General features: G+C 55.7%; 19 protein-coding genes, 1 tRNA gene and 1 pseudogene. 1 reads left to right on the top strand and 20 read right to left on the bottom strand.

Annotated features, from left to right (window positions below; all coding sequences use genetic code 11):
* The first annotated feature begins 115 nt into the window (after nucleotides 1-115).
* Entirely contained in the window at nucleotides 116-1,048 is a 933-nt protein-coding gene (locus CBW42_RS01705; protein WP_087017125.1) for an AEC family transporter, read from the top strand.
* A gap of 70 nt (nucleotides 1,049-1,118) precedes the next feature.
* Here the strand turns inward: CBW42_RS01705 and CBW42_RS01700 are convergent, their stop codons facing one another.
* The 20 genes and pseudogenes from CBW42_RS01700 to CBW42_RS01605 all read right to left on the bottom strand — a co-directional run bounded on the left by CBW42_RS01700 (nucleotide 1,119) and on the right by CBW42_RS01605 (nucleotide 20,557).
* A complete protein-coding gene (locus CBW42_RS01700; protein ID WP_242969761.1) occupies nucleotides 1,119-1,322 on the bottom strand; it encodes a rubredoxin in 204 nt (67 codons plus the stop codon).
* A gap of 59 nt (nucleotides 1,323-1,381) precedes the next feature.
* On the bottom strand, nucleotides 1,382-2,137 hold the full coding sequence (locus CBW42_RS01695) for an exodeoxyribonuclease III (protein WP_087017123.1): 756 nt from the start codon (nucleotides 2,135-2,137) through the stop codon (nucleotides 1,382-1,384).
* Nucleotides 2,138-2,426: 289 nt separating this feature from the next.
* Nucleotides 2,427-2,753, bottom strand: a complete 327-nt coding sequence (hisE, locus tag CBW42_RS01690) for a phosphoribosyl-ATP diphosphatase (protein WP_087017121.1) — start codon at nucleotides 2,751-2,753, stop codon at nucleotides 2,427-2,429.
* A gap of 33 nt (nucleotides 2,754-2,786) precedes the next feature.
* Nucleotides 2,787-3,119, bottom strand: a complete 333-nt coding sequence (hisI, locus tag CBW42_RS01685) for a phosphoribosyl-AMP cyclohydrolase (protein WP_087017119.1) — start codon at nucleotides 3,117-3,119, stop codon at nucleotides 2,787-2,789.
* 11 nt (nucleotides 3,120-3,130) lie between these two features.
* A complete protein-coding gene (hisF, locus tag CBW42_RS01680; RefSeq protein ID WP_087017117.1) occupies nucleotides 3,131-3,904 on the bottom strand; it encodes an imidazole glycerol phosphate synthase subunit HisF in 774 nt (257 codons plus the stop codon).
* Nucleotides 3,905-3,908: 4 nt separating this feature from the next.
* A complete protein-coding gene (hisA, locus tag CBW42_RS01675) occupies nucleotides 3,909-4,628 on the bottom strand; it encodes a 1-(5-phosphoribosyl)-5-[(5-phosphoribosylamino)methylideneamino]imidazole-4-carboxamide isomerase (RefSeq protein ID WP_087017115.1) in 720 nt (239 codons plus the stop codon).
* Nucleotides 4,625-5,242, bottom strand: a complete 618-nt coding sequence (gene hisH / locus CBW42_RS01670) for an imidazole glycerol phosphate synthase subunit HisH (protein ID WP_087017113.1) — start codon at nucleotides 5,240-5,242, stop codon at nucleotides 4,625-4,627. The genes hisA and hisH overlap by 4 nt, the downstream gene beginning before the upstream one ends.
* 32 nt (nucleotides 5,243-5,274) lie before the next feature.
* A complete protein-coding gene (locus CBW42_RS01665) occupies nucleotides 5,275-6,342 on the bottom strand; it encodes a pyridoxal phosphate-dependent aminotransferase (protein WP_087017111.1) in 1,068 nt (355 codons plus the stop codon).
* Complete coding sequence (gene hisD, locus CBW42_RS01660; protein WP_087017108.1) at nucleotides 6,339-7,628, bottom strand: histidinol dehydrogenase; 1,290 nt, start codon at nucleotides 7,626-7,628, stop codon at nucleotides 6,339-6,341. Before hisD ends, CBW42_RS01665 begins: the two co-directional genes overlap by 4 nt.
* Nucleotides 7,625-8,272, bottom strand: a complete 648-nt coding sequence (hisG, locus tag CBW42_RS01655; RefSeq protein ID WP_087017106.1) for an ATP phosphoribosyltransferase — start codon at nucleotides 8,270-8,272, stop codon at nucleotides 7,625-7,627. Before hisG ends, hisD begins: the two co-directional genes overlap by 4 nt.
* Nucleotides 8,269-9,453 carry an ATP phosphoribosyltransferase regulatory subunit gene (hisZ, locus tag CBW42_RS01650; RefSeq protein WP_087017104.1) on the bottom strand — a complete coding sequence of 395 codons (1,185 nt, stop codon included), beginning with the start codon at nucleotides 9,451-9,453 and terminating at the stop codon, nucleotides 8,269-8,271. The genes hisG and hisZ overlap by 4 nt, the downstream gene beginning before the upstream one ends.
* Before the next feature lie 181 nt (nucleotides 9,454-9,634).
* Nucleotides 9,635-13,987: a PolC-type DNA polymerase III gene (locus CBW42_RS01645; RefSeq protein WP_087017102.1), complete on the bottom strand. Its 4,353-nt coding sequence runs from the start codon at nucleotides 13,985-13,987 to the stop codon at nucleotides 9,635-9,637.
* A 3-nt stretch (nucleotides 13,988-13,990) separates the two neighbouring features.
* Nucleotides 13,991-15,052: pseudogene (gene ispG, locus CBW42_RS01640) on the bottom strand (flavodoxin-dependent (E)-4-hydroxy-3-methylbut-2-enyl-diphosphate synthase); the annotation flags it as partial.
* Nucleotides 15,053-15,082: 30 nt separating this feature from the next.
* A complete protein-coding gene (locus CBW42_RS01635; protein WP_087017097.1) occupies nucleotides 15,083-16,105 on the bottom strand; it encodes a M50 family metallopeptidase in 1,023 nt (340 codons plus the stop codon).
* Nucleotides 16,106-16,116: 11 nt separating this feature from the next.
* Nucleotides 16,117-17,259, bottom strand: coding sequence for a 1-deoxy-D-xylulose-5-phosphate reductoisomerase (locus CBW42_RS01630; RefSeq protein ID WP_087017095.1), 1,143 nt, complete (start codon nucleotides 17,257-17,259; stop codon nucleotides 16,117-16,119).
* A gap of 2 nt (nucleotides 17,260-17,261) precedes the next feature.
* Complete coding sequence (locus CBW42_RS01625) at nucleotides 17,262-18,086, bottom strand: phosphatidate cytidylyltransferase (protein WP_087017093.1); 825 nt, start codon at nucleotides 18,084-18,086, stop codon at nucleotides 17,262-17,264.
* A 5-nt stretch (nucleotides 18,087-18,091) separates the two neighbouring features.
* Nucleotides 18,092-18,841, bottom strand: a complete 750-nt coding sequence (locus CBW42_RS01620) for an isoprenyl transferase (protein ID WP_087017092.1) — start codon at nucleotides 18,839-18,841, stop codon at nucleotides 18,092-18,094.
* Nucleotides 18,842-18,949: 108 nt separating this feature from the next.
* The gene (gene frr / locus CBW42_RS01615) at nucleotides 18,950-19,504 is read right to left on the bottom strand and encodes a ribosome recycling factor (protein ID WP_087017090.1); all 555 of its coding nucleotides are present in this window, start codon (nucleotides 19,502-19,504) and stop codon (nucleotides 18,950-18,952) included.
* A 33-nt stretch (nucleotides 19,505-19,537) separates the two neighbouring features.
* Entirely contained in the window at nucleotides 19,538-20,254 is a 717-nt protein-coding gene (pyrH, locus tag CBW42_RS01610) for a UMP kinase (protein WP_087017088.1), read from the bottom strand.
* 212 nt (nucleotides 20,255-20,466) lie between these two features.
* Nucleotides 20,467-20,557 (bottom strand) — tRNA-Ser (locus CBW42_RS01605).
* Nucleotides 20,558-20,591 lie beyond the last annotated feature (34 nt).

The raw sequence follows: 20,591 nt of genomic DNA, 5'->3' as shown, positions 1-20,591 counted from the left end.
GTTGTCCGGCGCGGACTGTCAATGACCGTTATTCTTTTATACTTTGACATCCGGCAATGCGGATGCTATCATAGTAATGATTTGAATTTTTTTGAAAGGAAGGTACAACTGCACCTTGGATATTTCTGCCTTATACACACAGATTATTGTCATGTTCCTGCTGATGGGTGTCGGCGCGATCTGCTATAAACGCGGCATCATCACCGACGAGGGATCGGGACAGATGTCCACCCTCATCATGACCTTTGTCGCACCCTGCGTCATCATCCATTCGTTCTGCCGCGCCTTCGATCCCGCCATGCTCGGCAAACTGATTACTTCATTTGCCATGTCTGTGCTGCTGCTCGCAGTCAGCATCGGGCTCACCACACTGGTGTTCCGCAAGGGGACGCCGGATTATGCGGACAAGCGCATGTGCGTGATTTTTTCCAACAACGGCTTTATGGCGCTGCCGCTGTTACAGGCACTGTATGGCGACGATGGCGTATTCATCGGCTCGATCAATATTGTCGCCACCAATATCCTCATCTGGACATATGGCGTCTGGCTGCTCTCGCGCGCAAGCGGACGCGCCTCCGGCGGCGTAAACTGGCGAAAAATCCTGTTCAATCCGGGCACCATCGGCTTTTTTGTCGGCCTTGCGATTTTCCTGACCTCATTTCAGCTGCCGGAAATCGCCGACAGCACAGTGTCCTTCCTCGCCGACCTGAACACGCCGCTCGCCATGATTGTGCTCGGCGTGTATCTGGCGCAGTCCAATCTGAAGGAAATCATCAAAGACCGCTCGATGTACATCGTTTCCCTGTTCCGTCTGGCAGTTGTGCCGCTTATTACCATTGTCCTGCTGATGCTCCTGCCGTTTGACCGCAGTGTTTCCGCGGTGCTCATCATCAGCATTTCCATGCCGTGTGCGGTCGCCGCTTCGATGTTTGCACAGATGTACGGCACAAATTACCGCTATTCCAGCCGGATTATCGCGTTTTCCACGCTGCTCTCCGCCATCACGATGCCGGTCATGCTCAGCCTGTATCAGCTGCTCGCGGCGTAAGACATCCCGATATTGTCCCAATATACACAAAAGCCGGACGATTTCACCGTCCGGCTCTTTTTATATGCTGTTACAGACTCGCTTTGCCCCGAAAGTCCTTTGTGCGGATGGGTTGAAATGCCGCCTTCCCCTGTCCGCAAACGGGGCAGTGAAAACTTTCATCCACATAAGACCACGGGATACCCACACCGATATCTTCCTTCGGCTCACCGTGAATCGGGTCATAGACATAGCCACACACGGAACAGCTGTACCGCCGCATATCGCTCTGCATCTGACATCGCTCCTTTCGCTCTGTCAGTTTTCCCGCAATACCGGATGGATATGCGCGTGTCACAGGTCAATTTCCAACGCCACCGGGCAGTGGTCACTGCCCATGATATCGGTCAGAATTTCTGCCTTCTGTATTTTATCCGCGATTCGGTTAGACACAAGGAAATAGTCAATGCGCCAGCCCGCGTTGTTCTGCCGCGCCTTGAACCGATACGACCACCAGCTGTACACGCCGGTCACATCGGGATACAGATAGCGGAAGCTGTCGGTGAAACCCGAATCGAGCAGCTCAGTCATCTTCGCGCGCTCCTCATCCGAAAAGCCCGCATTGCCGCGGTTGGTCTTCGGGTTTTTGAGGTCGATTTCCTCATGTGCGACATTGAGGTCGCCGCAGATAATCACCGGCTTCCTGGCATCCAGCTTGTTCACATAATCGCGGAAATCGTCCTCCCACTGCATGCGGTAATCCAGCCGCTTGAGTTCATTCTGTGAATTCGGTGTATAGCATGTGACAAGATAAAAATTCTCATATTCCGCTGTTATCAGCCGTCCCTCGTGGTCATGTGCATCCATGCCCATGCCGCAGATGACATGCAGCGGTTTTTTCTTTGTAAACACCGCCGTACCGCTGTAGCCCTTTTTCTCCGCGCTGTACCAGTATTCCTCATAGCCCTCGCAGTCGACCTGTGCCTGTCCCGGCTGCATTTTGGTCTCCTGTAAGCAAAAGATATCCGCATCCTGTGCGTGAAAAACGTCCTGAAAGCCTTTGCCGAGGCAGGCGCGCAGGCCGTTGACATTCCATGAAATCAGTCTCATTGCAGTTTTCCTCCGGCAGTTTCTTGTTTGCTGACGCTATTGTACCATACCAGAGGGAATATCTCAATACAGCTGCCGTCAGCCAAAATTATGCCGCACGTCGCCATTGCTGCCTGCCTTCTCCAAAATACAGATCCTCCGTTCTATTTTTGCAAAACACTGTGGATTGCCCGCAGTGCTTTGTAAAGTTCCATTTCCAATACCATCATCCTTTTTCTCTATGAAATCAGACAACAAAAAACTCCCGCCGCTTGCTCTGCGGCAGGAGGTTTTGTTCATTTTGCATCAATCAGGTGTTGTGGTCGCTGACATGGAACTGCTTCAGGTTGCCGATCTTGCCGGCGCGCTTGTCCATCTCTTCCTCGACCTCAGCCAGCGTGACGCCCGCTTCGTTCATCATAACCATCAGATGATACAGCAGATCGTTGATCTCGCCGACCAGATTCTCATGGTCGCCGTTCTTCGCTGCGATGATGGTTTCAGCAGTTTCCTCGCCAACCTTCTTCAGAATCTTGTCCATGCCCTTCTCAAACAGATAACAGGTGTAGGACTTCTCCATCGGCTGCTCACGGCGCTGCTGGATGACATATTCCATGCTTTCAAATGCTTTCGACATTGTTTTCTACTCCTCTATATACACAAATAATGATTATTTTTCGATTTTCTGCCAGATCGGCGGCTGATAAAAACACGTGCGGTTGCCGGTATGGCAGGTCGGGCCCTTCGGAATACCGCGGTAAATCAAGGTATCATCATCGCAATCCGTCAGGATTTCACTGACAAAGATGAAATTACCGGAGGTCTCGCCCTTGTTCCACAGCTTCTGACGGCTGCGGGAGAAAAACCACGCTGTGCCCGTATCCATAGTGTTCTGAAGCGCCTGCTTGTTGGCATAACCCAGCATCAGCACCTCATTGGTGCGCTCATCCTGACAGATAACCGGGATCAGCTCACCCTTCTGAAAAAATTTATCGAGATTCATCTGTACTTTCCTCACAGTCTGACCGGGATATTTTTCCCGTGCAGATATTCCTTGACCTGCGGCACGGTCAACTCGCCATAATGGAACAGCGATGCGGCAAGCGCCGCATCTGCGCCGGTCTGCTCGAATACATCGGAGAAATGCTCCAGCGTGCCGCAACCGCCGGAGGCGATGACCGGGATGCCGACCGAATCCGCAACCATTTTGGTCAGATTCAGCTCAAAACCGGACTTTGTGCCGTCCTTGTCCATCGAGGTGAGCAGGATTTCACCCGCGCCCAGCTCATACACTTCCTTTGCCCATGCGACTGCGTCCAGGCCGACCGGCTTGCGGCCGCCTGCGACATACACTTCATAACCGCTCGGGCACTTTTCCAGATCGTCACAGCTGCGCGCATCAATTGCAACAACAACGCACTGGCTGCCAAACTTTTTTGCGGCATCCGCAATCAGCTGCTTGTTTTTGACCGCAGCGGAATTGACGGAAATTTTGTCCGCACCCGCGCGCAGCAACTCCTTGAAATCATCGCTCGTGCGGATGCCGCCGCCGACTGTCAGCGGGACAAACACCTGCTGTGCCGTGCGGCGCACAACATCGACAATCGTATGGCGCTTTTCATATGTCGCGGTGATATCCAAAAAAACCACCTCGTCCGCGCCCTGCTGGGAATAGAACTTCGCCAGCTCAACCGGGTCTCCCGCATCGCGCAGGTTGACGAAGTTGACGCCCTTGACAACACGCCCATCGTTGACGTCAAGGCAGGGAATGATTCGTTTTGCCAGCATATTCTTACGCCTCCCCTGCCACTTCGATGGCCTTCTTTACATCGAGCTGGCCGGTATAAACCGCCTTGCCCGCAATGGCTTCTTCAATGCCCATATCGCGCAACTTTGCGATGTCCTCCAGCGTCGAAACGCCGCCGGAAGCGACAATGCCGCAGGAAACCGCATCGCGCAGTGCCTGAAGCTGTGCAAAATTCGGACCGGACAGCATGCCGTCCTTGTCGATATCGGTGAAAATAATCGTCTTTACGCCGTAAGATTCCATCAGCTTCGCGAACGCAATATAATCCGTGCCGCTGTCCTTGATCCAGCCCTCGGTGCGGACGGTGCCGCCAAGTGCATCGATGCCGACCGCGATTTTATCGCCGTATTTCTCACATGCTTCCTTGACAAACTGCGGATTTTTGACCGCTGCCGATCCGATAATGACGCGCTTGACACCGAGATCAAGCACACGTGCGACATCGTCCATGCAGCGGATGCCGCCGCCCAGCTCGACCGATGCACCTGTTTCCTCAATGACGCGGCGCACAACCGGATAATTCGGATGCGTGCCGTCCTTCGCGCCGTCCAGATCAACCATATGAATCAGCTCCGCACCGGCCGCCAGAAACGACTGCGCGGTTTCTACTGCGTCCTCCGCAACCTTGTGCGCAGTCGCATAATCTCCCTTGACCAGGCGCACGCACATCTGGTCGTGCAGGTCGATTGCAGGTAAAATTCTCATTCTGCCCCTCCTACCATGTTTCCGAAGTTGCGCAGGATGGTCATACCGACCTCGCCGCTCTTTTCCGGGTGGAACTGGCTGCCGTACAGCTGTCCGCGCCCGACCAGTGCCGTGACGCTGTCATTGTAATCACAGGTTGCAATCAGGTCGCTGCGCTCCGCCGGGCACATTTTGAATGTGTGCACGAAATAGACATACGAGCCCTCCGGCACACCCGCCAGCAGCGGGTCATTTTTGTGGTATTCCAGACTGTTCCAGCCGATCTGCGGCAGCTTGAGATCGGTATCAATACGCTGGACACGTCCCGGCAGCAGGCCGAGGCCTTTTGTCAGGTGCATCTCATCGCTCTCCTCAAACAGCATCTGCGCGCCGAGGCAGATGCCCAGGAACGGGCGTGTCTTTGCCGCATGAATCAGCGACTGTGTCAGTCCGGATTCCGCCAGCGCCTGCATGGCGTCCGGAAACGCACCGACGCCGGGCAGGATGATGCCGGACGCCTGTTCCATCAGATCGGGGTTGGTGACAATCTTATTTTCCAGCCCGAGGAAATCCAGCGCCTTGGATACGCTCATCAGATTTCCTGCGCCGTAATCTACAATTCCTATGTAGCCCATTCGTCGATACTCCTTTGACTGCGGGATGCGGTTCAGCCCTGCATACCCGCACAGATATCCTTCAGCTCCTCCAGCAGCTGTGCGTTTTCCACAGCGCTGCCGGTTGTGATGCGCAGCATCTCATATTTCGGGAAGCAACGCACACAAATGCTGCGATTTTTCAACTCTTCAAAAATTTCACTGCACTTCGGGGTACGCAGCACGACAAAATTGGTATGTGTCGGCAGGACAGTGAACACGCCGCAATCCTCTGCGAGCCTGGTGCACGCCTGCTCCAGCTCCTCCTTGCGCGCAATAATCTCTGCGCACTGTTTTTTCTGCCATGCCGTATCCTCCAACACGATACATGCCGCCATCTGCACCAGCGAGCCGATGTTATACGGCGAGCGCGTCTTGTTCAACTGATCGACCAGCTCGGAATAGCCGATGACAAAGCCGCAGCGCAGCGCGGCACAACCATATGCCTTGGACAGTGTTTTCATGACGAGGACATTTTCCAGCGCGGTGGACACATCCAGAATGCTCTGATCCCAGAAGTCCATATACGCTTCATCCACAACGACCAGCATATCCTCCAGCGCATTGCAAATGCGAACCGTTTCCGCATGTGTAAAGCCCTGTCCGCCCGGATTGCACGGGTTGGAGAAAATCAGAATATCCGGCTTCTCCTTCTGCGCGCGTTCAATGACGTCCTGTTCTGTCAACATGAACTCGTCATCCTTGAGCATATTGACGACTTCCAGCTCTGCAACCTCTGCATAGAACTGGTACATCGAGAAATCGGGCGACAGCACCATGACCTTTCCGCCGCGCGGTGCAAACGTGTTCATAATCAGCGAAATCAGTTCATCCGAACCATTTCCGACGACAATATTGCCGGGCGCCACGCGGAATTCGCGTCCCGCCAGACGGCGCAGGCCGTCCACTGTCGGATCGGGATACCGATTGAAATCAATCGTATCGATGCCCGCCGCAATCGCGTCGCGCAGGTCTTCCGGCAGGGAGAAAAAGCTCTCATTTGCGTCCAGCTTAATCTGATAAATGTCCTCGCACGGGTCATACGGCGTCATGCTGAACAGCTTTTCGGGTAATGTAATCATGCGCGGGCTTCCTTTCTCCGGCGGACAGAATTGGCATGTGCGGTCAGTTTTTCGCTCTCTGCCATGGCAATGATGCCGTCGGCGACCTTCAGCAGCTCCTCCTCTGAATACTCAATGACGCTGGTCTTCTTGAGGAAGGTGTCTGTGGACAGCGGCGAGAAAAAGCGCGCGGTGCCGGAGGTCGGCAGAACATGGCACGGGCCTGCCATATAATCGCCGAGCGGTTCGGGCGAATATGCACCGAGGAAAATCGCGCCCGCATTGTGCAGTCTGGGCAGCAGGGCACGCGGTTCACGGGTGACGACCTCCAGATGCTCCGGCGCAACCTCATCCGCCATCACACAGGCGTCCTCGAGATTGTCAAACACCAGTCCGATGCCATAATTTTTGACCGATTCCTCGATGATATCGCGGCGCGGCATGTCTGCCGACTGACGATCCATCTCCTCGGAAACTGCGTTTGCCAGCGCCTCGCTGTCGGTCAGCAGGACGGCGGACGCCATGCGGTCGTGCTCCGCCTGCGACAGCAGGTCGGCCGCAACATAGACCGGATCAGCGGTCTCATCGGCAATGACCAGAACCTCAGATGGGCCTGCAATCATGTCGATATCCACCTTGCCGAATGCCTGCTTCTTTGCCGCCGCGACAAAGGCATTGCCCGGGCCGACAATCTTGTCAACCGCCGGGATAAAGCCTGCGCCGTAGGTCAGCGCGGCAATCGCCTGTACGCCGCCGCAGGCAATGACCTGATCGACGCCCGCAATTTTTGCCGCCGCAAGCACGACATCACTGAGGTTCTCCGTCGGCGGGGTTACCATGATGATCTGGCCGACACCCGCGACCTTCGCGGTGACGGCGTTCATCAGGACGGTGGACGGATACGCCGCCGTGCCGCCCGGCACATAGATGCCGACACGGGCGAGACCGCGCACAACCTGTCCGAGCTTTGCGCCCGGCGCGCGGTCATATTCCCACGTCTTCACCATCATCTTTTCATGATAGTCGGCGATGTTCTTCGCACTCAGCTCGAGTGCATCGCGCAGGTCGCGCGGGCAGGCGTCATATGCCTGCTGAATGCGCTCCTCCGAAACGATATACGGCTTGTTTTTATCAAACTGTACCGAATAGCGCTCGACGGCTTCCATGCCGTTTTTGCGCACATCCTCCATAATGGCCGCAACCTTGCGGTCAATATCGGCGGCAGTCTCCGCCGCACGCGCCTTCATTTCTGCGATCTGACGCTGTTCCGTCTGACCATCGGCGCGGATTACTTTCAAAAAGCTCATTTGTCTGCCTCCAGACCATCCTGCAACTGCTGTGTGAGCTGCTGGATCTGCTGTTTTTTCATCTTCATGCTCGCCAGATTGACGATGACACGCGCACTGATCGGTGCGACAGTCTCATACGGCTCCAGTCCGTTTTCCTTCAGCGTGGTGCCGGTTTCGACGATATCGACAATGGCATCCGCCAGGCCAAGCAACGGCGCGAGCTCGACGCTGCCCTCAATCTTGATGATATTGACGTCCATATGCTTCTTCGAGAAGAACGCACGGGTTACTTCGGGATATTTGCTCGCAATGGTGCGGGTATGGTAGCCCGCATAAAAATCCTCGCCCTTTTTGCCGCACAGACAGAACCGGCACTTGCCGAAGCCGAGGTCGAGCGTTTCATAAAAGGCACCGCCCTTTTCCATGATCGTGTCCTTGCCCACGACACCCATATCGCACACGCCGTGCTCGACGTAGGTGATGACGTCCGCCGCCTTCGCGAGGACAAGCTCAATATTGGAATCCGGCAGCTTAAAAATCAGCTTGCGCGAACCGGAGCGCAGCTCGCTGACATCATAACCGGAGTGCTCCAGCAGCTCCAGTGTTTTCTTTTCCAGTCTGCCCTTGGTCAGGGCGATACGGATTGTATTCTCCGGTGTCATGCCTGCACCTCCGTCTTCTGAATGCCGTTTTTGTCAAAGGTCACCAGCGTGCGGTAGCCCTTTCTCTTTGCGATTTCCATCGCCTGCTCCAGCGTATCGCACGGCGCAAGCTCTGCCAGCTTCCCGCTGACATGGATGTAATCGAGCGCCAGCTTGAGATAGCCCGCACCGCAGAACACCAGCTCCTCAGCCGTCTGCTCCTGTTTGAGTACAACGGAATCGGACAACGCGTCGATATCGATGGCAAAGCCGGTCGCCGGGATATCCCTGCCGAACTTCCCGCACAGGCTGTCATACCGTCCGCCGACCAGAACCGGAGCACCTGCGCCGCCCATATAGCCGCGGAACATCATGCCGGTATAATAGTCGATTTCCTGTACCAGACCGAGGTCAATCATGACATTCTCGCCAAAGCCTGCGGTAGTGATCGCATCGATCAAGTCGCGCAGGTATTCGACCGCGCGCAGCACCTCACTGTTGTCGGTCAGACGGGCAACCTCTTCGAGCACCTCGCCGCCGCCGAACAGCGTCGGCATCGCCTTGAGCGCCTGATACGCCTCACGATCCTTGAACGGCTCGAGTACATCGCCCAGCGCCGCATACGACTTGTTTTCAATATGCGAACGGATGGTTTCTTCTGTCTCCGCATCGACATCCAGCGACGAAATCAGCGCCTTATAAATCGCCGCGTGACCCAGCTCAATACGGAAGGTCTCACCCTTGACCGCCGCAAGTGCCTCAAATGCCGCCGTCAGGATATCCAGATCCGCCATCATACCCTTTGCGCCGAGCAACTCCGCGCCCGCCTGCATCACTTCAGTCGAATGGCCGCGGTGGAACGAGCTGGCGCGATGTACCTTCTGTACATAGTACAGGCGAAGCGGCAGCGCTTCGTCATCCAGCTTTGTGGTCACGACGCGTGCAATCGGGGTCGTATTGTCCGGGCGCAGCACCAGCAGGCGACCATTGCGGTCGGTCAGTTTGTACATTTTTTCCTGCCCGATAGACGAGCCCGCCTGCACAAAGACGTCATAATATTCCAGCGACGGGGTAATGATTTCCTCATATCCGCGCGCTTCTAACAGATTACGGATTCTTCTCTCATTCTGCCGGAACAAGCGTGTCGCGCCAAACAAACGGTCGCGGCTGCCCTCCGGTGTGGAGATCGCATATTGATTCATAATGTTTTGTACCTCTATACCATTTATTGTTTTATCACTTTAACGCGTTAACATAATACCATTTATGCAATTTGCTGTCAAGCATTCTTTGCCATTTCGCGCAAAACAAATCCAAAAAAGCAAAATTCAGTTCAAATCCCGCGCATTCTACGCGTGTAACATTGTGCAAAACAGACAAAATTCAAAACAGCGAGACCTGCGTGCTCTCCGGCATGTCCGCCAGCGCGCCGATTTGCCCGAGCAGCTCGACAACACCCTTCGATACCTTCGGACAGCGGATAACAACCTCCTCCTGCGAGAGGAACGGACCATTTTTGCGCTCCTCCACGATGGAGAGCGCCGCCTGCTCACCGATACCCGGCATGGAGGTAAACGGCGGAATCAGCCCGTTTTCCGTGACCAGAAATGTGGTTGCATCCGATTTGTAAATATCCATCGGCTCAAACACAAAGCCGCGCCGGTAAAACTCATGCACGACCTCCAGTGTCGTCATCATGTCGTTCTCCGCAGCGGAAATTGTTTTTTCGCGCGTCTTCTGCTGCAATTCGTGGATTTTGTCCACACAGACTGTGTCGCCGCAGATCATACACGACGCATCGAAGCCCTTCGCACGGATGGAAAAATAGGCCGAATAAAATGCGAGCGGCTTGTGTACCTTGAACCACGCAATGCGGAACGCCATCATGACATAGGCGACCGCATGTGCCTTCGGGAACATATACTTGATCTTTTTGCACGAATCGATATACCACTCCGGCACATCCTGTGCGCGCATGGCTTCCTCCATTTCGGGTTTGAGGCCCTTGCCCTTTCGCACGGATTCCATCGTCTGGAAGCTGAGCTTCGGTTCGACACCCTTACCCAGCAGGTAGTTCATGATATCGTCTCGACAGCAGATACATTCTTTCAGCGGAACGCCCTGCTCGACCAGTGTCTGCGCATTGCCCAGCCAAACATCCGTGCCGTGCGACAGGCCGGAAATACACAACAGCTCGTCAAACGACGTCGGTTTGGTGTCGCGCACCATGCCGCGAACGAATTTTGTGCCAAACTCCGGCACGGCGATGCAGCCCAGATCACCCAGAATCGGGTCGGGCTCGTCGGAAACATAATGCAGCGCCTTGTTGGAAGTGAACAGGCTCATGACGTCCGGGTCATTGAGCGGGATTTCACGCGCATTGACACCGGTCAATTCCTCCAGATGCTTGATGATCGTCGGATCATCGTGACCAAGCTCGTCCAGCTTGAGCAGATTTTCGTCGATGGAATGGTACTCGAAATGGGTGGTGATGATGTCGGAATTGGGATCGTCCGCCGGATGCTGTACCGGACAGAAGTCATAAATGTCGACCTCCTTCGGGACAACGACGATGCCGCCCGGATGCTGTCCGGTTGTGCGCTTGATGCCTGTGCAGCCGGCAGTCAGGCGGTTTTCCTCTGCACGTCCTGCCTGAATGCCGCGCTCATCCATATACTTTTTGACATAGCCGTAAGCGGTTTTTTCTGCGACTGTACCAATCGTACCCGCACGGAATACATGGTCATGCCCGAACAGCTCACCGGTATACCAGTGAATTTTCGGCTGATATTCGCCCGAAAAATTCAGGTCGATATCCGGCACTTTGTCGCCGTTGAAACCGAGGAAGGTCTCAAACGGGATGGAAAAGCCCTCACGCCGCAGCTCCGCACCGCAGTTCGGGCATTTTTTCTCCGGCAAATCGACACCGCAACCATAGCCTTCATTTTCATGCCATTCAATATAATGGCAATCGGGGCACAGGTAATGCGGCGCAAGGGAATTTACCTCCGTGATGTCCGACATGAACGCGACAAGCGATGAGCCAACCGAACCACGTGAGCCGACCAGATAGCCGTCCTCCAGCGATTTGGCAACCAGCTTCTGCGCAATCATATACATGACGTCGTAGCCGTTTCCGATGATCGAGCCGAGCTCGCGCTCCAGGCGCGCCTGTACCTTCTCCGGCAGCGGGTCACCGTACATGCGCTTCGCCTTCTCGTAGCACATGGTTTCCAGTTCCTCCGCCGAATTCTCCATCTTCGGCGGATAGTTCTCACGCGGGACAGGGCGCAATGTGTCGCACCAGTCCGCAACCAAATTCGTGTTAGTGACGACGACCTCCATCGCACGGTCTTCTCCGAGATAAGAGAATTCTTCCAGCATTTCATCCGTCGTCTTGAGATACAGCGGCGCTTGATTGTCTGCGTCCTTAAAGCCCATGCCTGCCATCAGAATGCGGCGGAACGCTTCGTCCTCCGGTTCGAGGAAATGCACATCACCCGTAGCGACACACGGCTTGCCCAGCTCGTCCGCAATCGCCAGAATCTCGCGGTTGTAATTGCGCAGATCCTCTTCATCGCGTGCCGTGCCGTTTGCAATGAGGAATTTGTTGTTTCCAATCGGCTGAATTTCCAGATAATCGTAAAAGTCCGCGATGCGCAGCAGCTCCTCATGCGATGCGCCGCCGATGAGCGCGGAAAACAGCTCGCCCGCCTCACATGCCGAGCCGAAAATCAGGCCTTCTCGGTGACGGATTAGCTCGCTGCGCGGCATAATCGGCTTCTTATTATAGTACTTCAGATGAGAATAGGAAATCAGCTTGTAGAGATTTTTCAGACCCACCTGATTTTTTGCCAGAATAATAAAATGATAGCGGCGCAGGTTTTTCAGACTGCCCGTCTTCGCCTTCAGGCCCGCCAGCAACGGATTGATGTCAGAGATTTTCTCCGCATGCAGCTCGGTGCGCATTTTTTCAATCAGCTTGATAAAGATACGCCCCAGCACCGCCGCATCCTCGCTGGCGCGGTGATGGTCGAACGGGCCGACCTTGAGTGCCTTTGCCATGCTGTCCAGGCGGTGGCGCGCCATGTCCGGAAACAGGATTTTGGACATTTCCACGGTGTCAATCGAGGTAAAGTCCCGCTGGATGCCCAGCCGCTCACAGCCCTTGTTGACAAACGCCATATCAAAGCCCGCGTTGTGCGCGACAAGCGGCAGATCGCCCGCGAACTCCAAAAAAGCAGGCAGTGCGTCCGACAGGTCGGGCGCATTGGCAACGGTTTCATCTGAAATGCCGGTCAGCTCGGTGATATTCGCCGGAATCGGCTTGTGTGGATTGACATAGGTCTGAAATTCCTCCAGCACCTCGCCGCCGCGCACTTTAACCGCCGCGATTTCCGTAATCTCCTCAAATTCCGGCTTGAGACCCGTAGTCTCCGTATCGAAGCAGACAAAGGTCTCATCCAGCGGCGCGTCATACTTGCCTTTGACAACCGAAACGCCGCCGGAATCGTTGACATAATATGCCTCGACGCCGTACAGCACCTTGAGGTCGATGCCGTTGCGCTCGATGGCGTGCATTGCGTCCGGGAATGCCTGTGCAACGCCGTGGTCCGTCACGGCAATCGCCGTATGTCCCCACGATTTGGCACGCTTCATCAGATTTTTCATCGGGGAAATGCCGTCCATGGTGGACATATTCGTGTGCAGATGCAGCTCGACGCGCTTTTTCTCCGCCGTATCCTGGCGTTCCGGCTTCTTGCTGAGTACAATGCCGGTCGGTTCAAGGATGGTCTCCTTTTCATAGGTATCATAGCTGATTTTGCCCTGCACGGTCAGATACATGCCGGTTTTGATGACGTCCATCAGTTCCCCGGCCTTTTCCTTCGCCATAAACTTGCTGACGCGCATGGAACTCGTCCAGTCGGTGATATCAAAGCCGACCTTGATCCATTCCCTTCCGGTATTTTTACTCTTGATCTCGCGGTGCTCGACAAAGAACACCTCGCCGCGGATGGTCGCGCTGTCCACCGCACCCATTGCCTCGCGAATGGACACAATCGGCTGGTCAAACAGCTTGCCGAACAGGACATTTTCGTTCTTTTTAACCGCAAACGACTTGCGCGGGCGATAGCTCTTTTCCTTCTTCGCCGGGCGCGGCTCCTCCTTTTTGGGCTTATCCGGCGCAGGAGCGGACACTTCCGCCTCAGCCGCCTTTTGCAGGCGCTCCGCGCGCTTTTCCGCGGTTTTTTCGTCGAATTTCCGCTCGGCTTCCTCATCCGCGTGCACCATATTCACCGGGCACTCCAGTCCGGTTTCCGTGCGAATGATCTCCGGCAGCTGACGCAGGTCGGTGGAAAGGTATTCCGCGCCGGTGGACAGCATAGAAACCGAAAGCCCGTCGTCCGTCACCTGCCAGCGGCTATCCGCCAGATAGCCCTGTGCAGACGGCCTGCGCAGCACAAGATAATCGCGCAGGCTCTGGAGATACGGCTCCGTCAAGCTGCCGAGGTCATAGCGCGGCGCGATGCGCACACGCGAAAAGCCATAGGCCGAGCGGATGCCCTTTTCCATATCAAACAGTGCCTTTCGCGGCACAATTTCGTCAAAATGCACCTTGCAAATCACTGCTTTTTTGTCATGACTGACCGCAACGGAGCATACCTCTCCGCCGGAAAGGTATGCTCCATGATCCTGGTCGTCATATCGTTCAAACAGGTCTCCCAATGTTGTCAAGGGTTATCTGCTCTCCTTTATCATCGCATGAATTTCCTTCATCAGTTCATCGACAAGCTGCTCCTGCGGCACTTTGCGCAGGATTTCGCCCCTGCGGAAAATCAGACCTTCACCGTCGCCGCCCGCGATGCCGATATCGGCTTCACGCGCCTCGCCCGGCCCATTGACCGCACAGCCCATGACAGCGACCTTCAGCTTGGCATCCAAACCTGCCACGCGCTGTTCGACCTCATTGGCAATCTCAATCAGATTGATTTTTGTCCGGCCACAGGTCGGGCAGGAAACAATGTTCACACCCGTGTCATTCAGGCCGACTGCCTTGAGGATCGCATACGCCGCGGTGATTTCATGCACCGGGTCTGCCGTCAGCGAAACGCGGATGGTGTCGCCGATACCCAGCGCAAGCAGTCCGCCGATACCCGCCGCCGACTTGATCGTACCCATGTATTCCGTGCCCGCCTCCGTCACGCCGAGATGCAGCGGATAATGGGTCTTCTCATGCATCAGCTGATACGCGCGCATGGTCGTCGGCACACTGGACGACTTGAGCGAAATACAGATGTCATCGAAATCATATTTATTGAGCAGCGAGACATGATACAGCGCACTTTCCACCATTGCCTCCGGCGTCGGCGAACCGTATTTTTTCAGGATTTCCTTTTCAATCGAGCCGGAATTGACGCCGATGCGGATCGGGATATGCCGCTCTCTGCACGCCTCTGCAACCGCCTTCACGCGTTCCTCCGCGCCGATGTTGCCCGGATTGATACGGATTGCACCCACACCCGCTTCGGCAGACGCCAGCGCCAGCCGGTAATCAAAATGAATGTCCGCAACCACCGGAATCGGCGACTGCGCGCAGATGGTCTGCATGGCCTCTGCGGCTTCCATGTCCGGCACGGTGCAGCGGACAATGTGGCAGCCCGCCGCCGCCAGACGTTCAATCTGTGCCAGCGTGGCCGCCGTGTCGCGCGTATCCGTGTTGGTCATCGACTGCACGGCAATCGGCGCGCCGCCGCCGACCGGAACACTTCCCACCATAATCTGTTTGGTATTCATATGCTGTCTCCTTGTTTTTGCCCGTTTTCACACCGCTCAGCCGACCATACGCAGGATATCCTGACAGGTGACATACAGCATAAACAGCATGAGGACGGCAAATCCACCCAGATGAATATAGCCTTCATATTTGCGCGGAACCGGACGCCGCGCAACCAGTTCGATGAGAACAAACAGCAGCCGCCCGCCGTCCAGCGCCGGAATCGGCAGCAGGTTCATCACGCCAAGGTTAATCGAAATAAATGCGACCAGCAGGAAGAAGCTCTGCATGCTGCTCTGTGCGGTCTGTGCGAGCACATCCGTGACGCCGACCGGGCCAGACATCTGATCCATGCCGACCTTGCCGGTCACCAGATTGCCCAGACTGATCCACACCAGCCGCGCAAAATCAATCGATTTATACGCCGCCTGTTGCAGCCTGCCTGCAATCCCCAGCTCCGTCACCTCAAAATTCAGACCGTACCGCAGGGTGCCGTCATATTCCGCCGGCTCCAACGGCACATCGGTCAGCGTCAGCTTTTTGCCGTCACGCTCGACGACAATTTCATACGTTGTATCATCGCCGCGGCTCAGCCCGGTCGAAATGTCCGAGGAGAGCAGGATGCGGAAGCCATCGATGCGTACAATACGGTCGCCTTCCATCAGCATGCTCTCCCCCTGCGACGGGAAGCCGTCTGCAAACGACTCAATCACCGGAATCGCAGCCTCTTTCTGTGGCAGAACGAGCAGCAGGACGATGAGAAAGCCGATGAGGAAATTCATCAGCGCACCGGCGGCGAGAATGAGCGCACGCCAGCCGATGGGCGCACCGGACAGCGTGCCCGGCGCTTCGTCCTCCGAATCCTCGCCATCCATCACACAGGCGCCGCCAAACGGCAGCAGACACAGCTTAAAATCAGTCTCACCGAATTTATGGTGCAGGATCGCAGGACCCATGCCCACCCAGAATTCCAGGACGCGCACACCTGCCGCCTTCGCCGCCATGAAATGGCCAAATTCATGCACAATGATGAGGAAGCCAAACGCAAGAATGGCCAGAATTACAGTTGCTATGGTCAAAAAAACACCTCTTACTCTGCGAGGGAATAGACGACCTCGCGCGCCGCGCGGTCGCTCTCAAGCACATCATCCACCGTGATCTCCGGCAGATAATCCACCGCATCCATCGCCCCACGCACCAGCTCGGGAATGCGGTAAAACGGAATGCGGTCATGCAGAAACAGATCGACAGCCGCTTCATTCGCACCGTTCATGACCGCACCGAGATTGCCGCGGGCAGCTGCCGCACGGCGAGCCAGTCCGAGTGCCGGAAATGCCTCTTCATCCGGCGCAAAAAACGTCAGATTGTGGCGGCGCGGCAGGTCGAGCGGCGGCACCTTGCACGGTACACGCTGCGGATACGTCAGTGCGTACTGGATCGGCAGGCGCATATCCGGGTTGCCCAGCTGCGCGATAACCGAACCATCTTCAAATTCCACTGCCGAATGCACGATACTCTCGCGGTGCACGACAATATCAATGTCATCCGGCTCCACATCGTACAGCCACATTGCCTCGATCAGTTCGAGACCCTTGTTCATCATGCTCGCGGAATCAATGGTAATTTTTGCGCCCATGCTCCAGTTCGGATGACGCAACGCCTGCTCCTTGGTGACATGGCGCAGCTGCTGTGCGCTCATGCCGAAGAACGGGCCGCCGGAAGCCGTCAGCAAAATGCGGCTGAGGCGGTTGCCCGCCGCGCCCTGGAGGCACTGGAAAATTGCCGAGTGTTCGGAATCAACCGGCAGAATGGCGACATCCTTGTCCCGCGCACGCTGCATGACAATCTGTCCCGCGCACACGAGCGTTTCCTTGTTGGCGAGCGCGATGTCCTTGCCCGCGTCAATCGCGGCAATCGTCGGCAGCAGTCCGACCATGCCGACAACGGCAGTCACAACAACGTCTGCCTCCGGCAGCGTCGCCGCTTCAATCAGTCCGTCCATGCCGGACACGACGCGGATATCGGTATCCGCCAGCTTTTTTGCCAGTTCTGCGGCGCTTGCCGCATCGTATACCGCAACCAGCGACGGATGCAGCAGACGCGCCTGCTCCTCCGCACGCACAATGTTGGTGTTCACCGAAATCGCACACACGCGCGCATCGATCGAATCGAGAATATCGACTGTCTGCGTGCCGATGGAACCGGTAGAGCCGAGAATAACAATGTTCTTCATGATTATATCCCCAAAGTCGTAAACAAATGCAACAGCAGTTCCACTGCCGGTGCAACAAAGATCACGCTGTCAAAGCGGTCGAGCACGCCGCCGTGTCCCGGGAAGATTTTGCCATAGTCCTTGATGCCGACCTTGCGCTTGACAATGGAAAACGACAGGTCGCCCACCTGACCGAGCACCGCGCCGAACAGACCGATGGCAACACACAGTGCGATGGACATACCCGCATCCGCCAATGCATTGACTGCCAGGCCGTAGAGCACCATCAGCACCACAGCGCCGGCCACACCGCCGACCGAGCCCTCGATGGTCTTCTTTGGCGAGATAACCGGTGCGAGCTTGTGCTTGCCGAACGCCATGCCTGCAAACAGTGCAAACGTATCCGAGCCCCACGCCGCCAGCAGCGGGATGAGGATATAGACCTTGCCGTTTGCCTCGGTCATGGTGAACATGCGGATCAGGCTCATCAGCATATACGGAATGATAATACCGCCGAAGTATGCACCCGCAATTTCGGTAAACCCGATTTTTTTGTGGCAGCGCAGCAGAATGGCAAACAGTACCACCACGCCCGCCAGCAGCATCGCGCGCAGCCAGTATTCATTGTAGCTGTTGCGCGCGCTCGCCATCGAGGTGCCGAGCGCCAGCAGCATCGCAGCGACCTGCAAATGCCTGCCGTCCTTTCCTGCGACCGCCGCCGTAAATTCCTGCGCCGCGATGACCGACAGCGCCATCATGCACAGCTGTGCGACAATCGGCGGGCAGAAAAACAGCACGACTACGACAACGATCGCACCGACCACGCCAAATGTGACTCGAGTCTTCATATCTTTTAAACGCCTCCGAACCTTCTCTGTCTTCCATTATAGCTTTCAATTGCCTGTTCCAGATGCTCCGGCTTGAAGTCCGGCCACAGAACATCGGTGAAATAAAACTCCGCATACGCAGCCTGCCACAGCAGGAAATTAGAAATGCGAATCTCACCGCTCGGACGGATAATCAGATCCGGGTCGGGCATATGCGCCGTGTACAGGCTTTCGGAAACCGTGTCCTCCGTGATGTCCTCCGGTGCAAGCTCGCCTGCCTGTACGCGCCTTGCAATCGCGCGCACGGCATTTTTGATTTCATCTCGCCCGCCGTAATTGATGCACAGGCTGGCAATTGCCGGATGTTCCAGCTTTGCCGCCGCCTCGTTGCATTCGTCGATGAGGGCGCGGATATCCTCCGGCAGCACGGACAGATCGCCCAGCACCTGCACGGCGACATTGTTTTCCGCCATTGTATCAATCGCTTCCCTGAGATACCGGCGGAACAGGTTCATCAGGGTTTCTACTTCCTCCGCCGGGCGCTTCCAGTTTTCCGTGGAAAACGCATACACGGTAAAGTATTTGACGCCAATATCCTTGCAGTATGTGGCAATCGTGCGGAAGGTTTCCGCACCGACCTTGTGTCCCGCTGTGCGCGGCAGGCCGCGCTTTTTCGCCCATCGCCCATTGCCGTCCATAATCACAGCGATATGCTGCGGAACCGGACGTTCCTGCGGCTGCTCTGCGTCTTTTTTCAGTATATTGAACAACGCCACGCTACTATAACACCGACCTTTCCTTTTCAGGCATGAATCCGCTGAATACGCGATATGGGCGGCTGCTCTCCAGCCGCCCACATGTCCCGAACGTGTAGCAAATGCGTGTCAGACAGACTTCAGCTCTTCCGACTTCTTCACCGTCGTAGCATCGATCTGCTTGATATATTTATCCGTCAGCTTCTGCATCTCCTTCTCGGCGTCCTTCAGCTCATCCTCCGTCATCTCGGACTTCTTCTTTGCAGCCTTCCACTTATCCATTGCATCGCGGCGGATATTCCGGATGGCAACCTTGGAAGCCTCGCCTTCCTTGGAAACCTGCTTGATGAGCTCCTTACGGCGCTCCTCCGTCAGCGGCGGGAAGGTCAGGCGAATGACCTTGCCATCGTTCTGCGGGTTGATGCCGATATCAGAGGTCTGAATGGCCTTGGTAATCTCCTTGAGCAGGGATGCGTCCCACGGCTGAATGGTCAGCGTGCGCGGGTCAGGGGAAGAAATCGCAGCGACCTGGGAAATCGGGCTTGCGGCACCATAATAGTCCACATTGATCTTGTTGAGCACGCCTGCATTGGCTCTGCCTGCGCGGATGCCTGCCAGATTGGAATCCAGAACGTCCAGCGTCTTCTGCATCTTGCTTTCAAACGGTTTCATCTCGGGTTTCATATCGTCAAACTCCTCTCTCTGTTTGGAATCAATTTATACCTTTACCAGTGTACCGATATCCTCGCCCAGAACGGCGCGGTAGATGTTCTCCGGGTCCTTCAGTGCGAACACGAGAACCGGAATGCTGTTGTCCATCGACAGGCTGGTCGCCGTGGTGTCCATGACGCCGAGACGCTCCTTGAGCACATCCATATAGGACAACTGGTCATACTTCTTCGCATCCGGATTGACCGCCGGGTCGGAATCATATACGCCGTCGATGTTCTTCGCCAGCAGAATGATGTCTGCATTGATTTCTGCCGCACGCAGCGCTGCTGCCGTGTCGGTAGAGAAATACGGGTTGCCGGTGCCGCAGCCGAAGATGACAACGCGGCCCTTTTCCAGATGACGGGTTGCCTTGCTGCGGATATATGGCTCTGCAATCTGGCGCATCTCAATGGCGGTCTGTACGCGCACATCGACGCCGCGCTGCTCCAGCGCATCCGCCAGTGCCAAAGAGTTGATGGTGGTGGCCAACATGCCCATGTGGTCCGCGCGGGAGCGCTCCATCTTTCCGCCGCCGTCCTTGACGCCGCGCCAGAAGTTGCCGCCGCCGACAACAATGCCGACCTGTGTACCGATTTCAACGCATCTCTGAATGACATCGCATACCGGCCCGATGACGTCGAAATTCAGGCCGAATTTCTTATCGCCCGCCAGTGCCTCGCCGCTGATCTTAATCAAAACACGTTTATACTTCGGTGTATCCATAAACTATTTCCTCCATGTGCGATTTGTTTGAATCAGGCTGCAAAGTAAAACCCTGTATTGTTTTTCATTCTATATCATACATGATTGCCGTACAGATTGCAAACGGTTTCCGGCAAAAACCTCCCTTGCACGGGCAGAATTCTTCTTCCCGGACGCGACGCTGGTTTTCGGCAAAACAAAAACCCCGAAAAGCAAGCTTTTCGGGGTTTCAATGGCGGAGAGTCAGGGATTTGAACCCTGGGTACGCTCATCACGCACACACGATTTCCAGTCGTGCGCCTTCGACCACTCAGCCAACTCTCCATCTTCGGTTTTTGTCGTTTTCTCTCAGCGACAG

The organism is Butyricicoccus porcorum (genome assembly GCF_002157465.1).
Lineage (GTDB): Bacteria > Bacillota > Clostridia > Oscillospirales > Butyricicoccaceae > Butyricicoccus_A > Butyricicoccus_A porcorum.
The sequence above is the reverse complement of the archived record's forward strand: the minus strand, read 5'-3'. Positions and strand labels throughout refer to the sequence as shown.

Bases quoted from the DNA above. Each gene is read 5' to 3' on its own strand.
- CBW42_RS01700 (WP_242969761.1), bottom strand. From the start codon at position 1,322: ATGCAGAGCGATATGCGGCGGTACAGCTGTTCCGTGTGTGGCTATGTC.
- CBW42_RS01695 (WP_087017123.1), bottom strand. From the start codon at position 2,137: ATGAGACTGATTTCATGGAATGTCAACGGCCTGCGCGCCTGCCTCGGC.
- hisE (WP_087017121.1), bottom strand. From the start codon at position 2,753: ATGTCGAAAGCATTTGAAAGCATGGAATATGTCATCCAGCAGCGCCGT.
- hisI (WP_087017119.1), bottom strand. From the start codon at position 3,119: ATGAATCTCGATAAATTTTTTCAGAAGGGTGAGCTGATCCCGGTTATC.
- hisF (WP_087017117.1), bottom strand. From the start codon at position 3,904: ATGCTGGCAAAACGAATCATTCCCTGCCTTGACGTCAACGATGGGCGT.
- hisA (WP_087017115.1), bottom strand. From the start codon at position 4,628: ATGAGAATTTTACCTGCAATCGACCTGCACGACCAGATGTGCGTGCGC.
- hisH (WP_087017113.1), bottom strand. From the start codon at position 5,242: ATGGGCTACATAGGAATTGTAGATTACGGCGCAGGAAATCTGATGAGC.
- CBW42_RS01665 (WP_087017111.1), bottom strand. From the start codon at position 6,342: ATGATTACATTACCCGAAAAGCTGTTCAGCATGACGCCGTATGACCCG.
- hisD (WP_087017108.1), bottom strand. From the start codon at position 7,628: ATGAGCTTTTTGAAAGTAATCCGCGCCGATGGTCAGACGGAACAGCGT.
- hisG (WP_087017106.1), bottom strand. From the start codon at position 8,272: ATGACACCGGAGAATACAATCCGTATCGCCCTGACCAAGGGCAGACTG.
- hisZ (WP_087017104.1), bottom strand. From the start codon at position 9,453: ATGAATCAATATGCGATCTCCACACCGGAGGGCAGCCGCGACCGTTTG.
- CBW42_RS01630 (WP_087017095.1), bottom strand. From the start codon at position 17,259: ATGAAGAACATTGTTATTCTCGGCTCTACCGGTTCCATCGGCACGCAG.
- CBW42_RS01625 (WP_087017093.1), bottom strand. From the start codon at position 18,086: ATGAAGACTCGAGTCACATTTGGCGTGGTCGGTGCGATCGTTGTCGTA.
- frr (WP_087017090.1), bottom strand. From the start codon at position 19,504: ATGAAACCCGAGATGAAACCGTTTGAAAGCAAGATGCAGAAGACGCTG.
- pyrH (WP_087017088.1), bottom strand. From the start codon at position 20,254: ATGGATACACCGAAGTATAAACGTGTTTTGATTAAGATCAGCGGCGAG.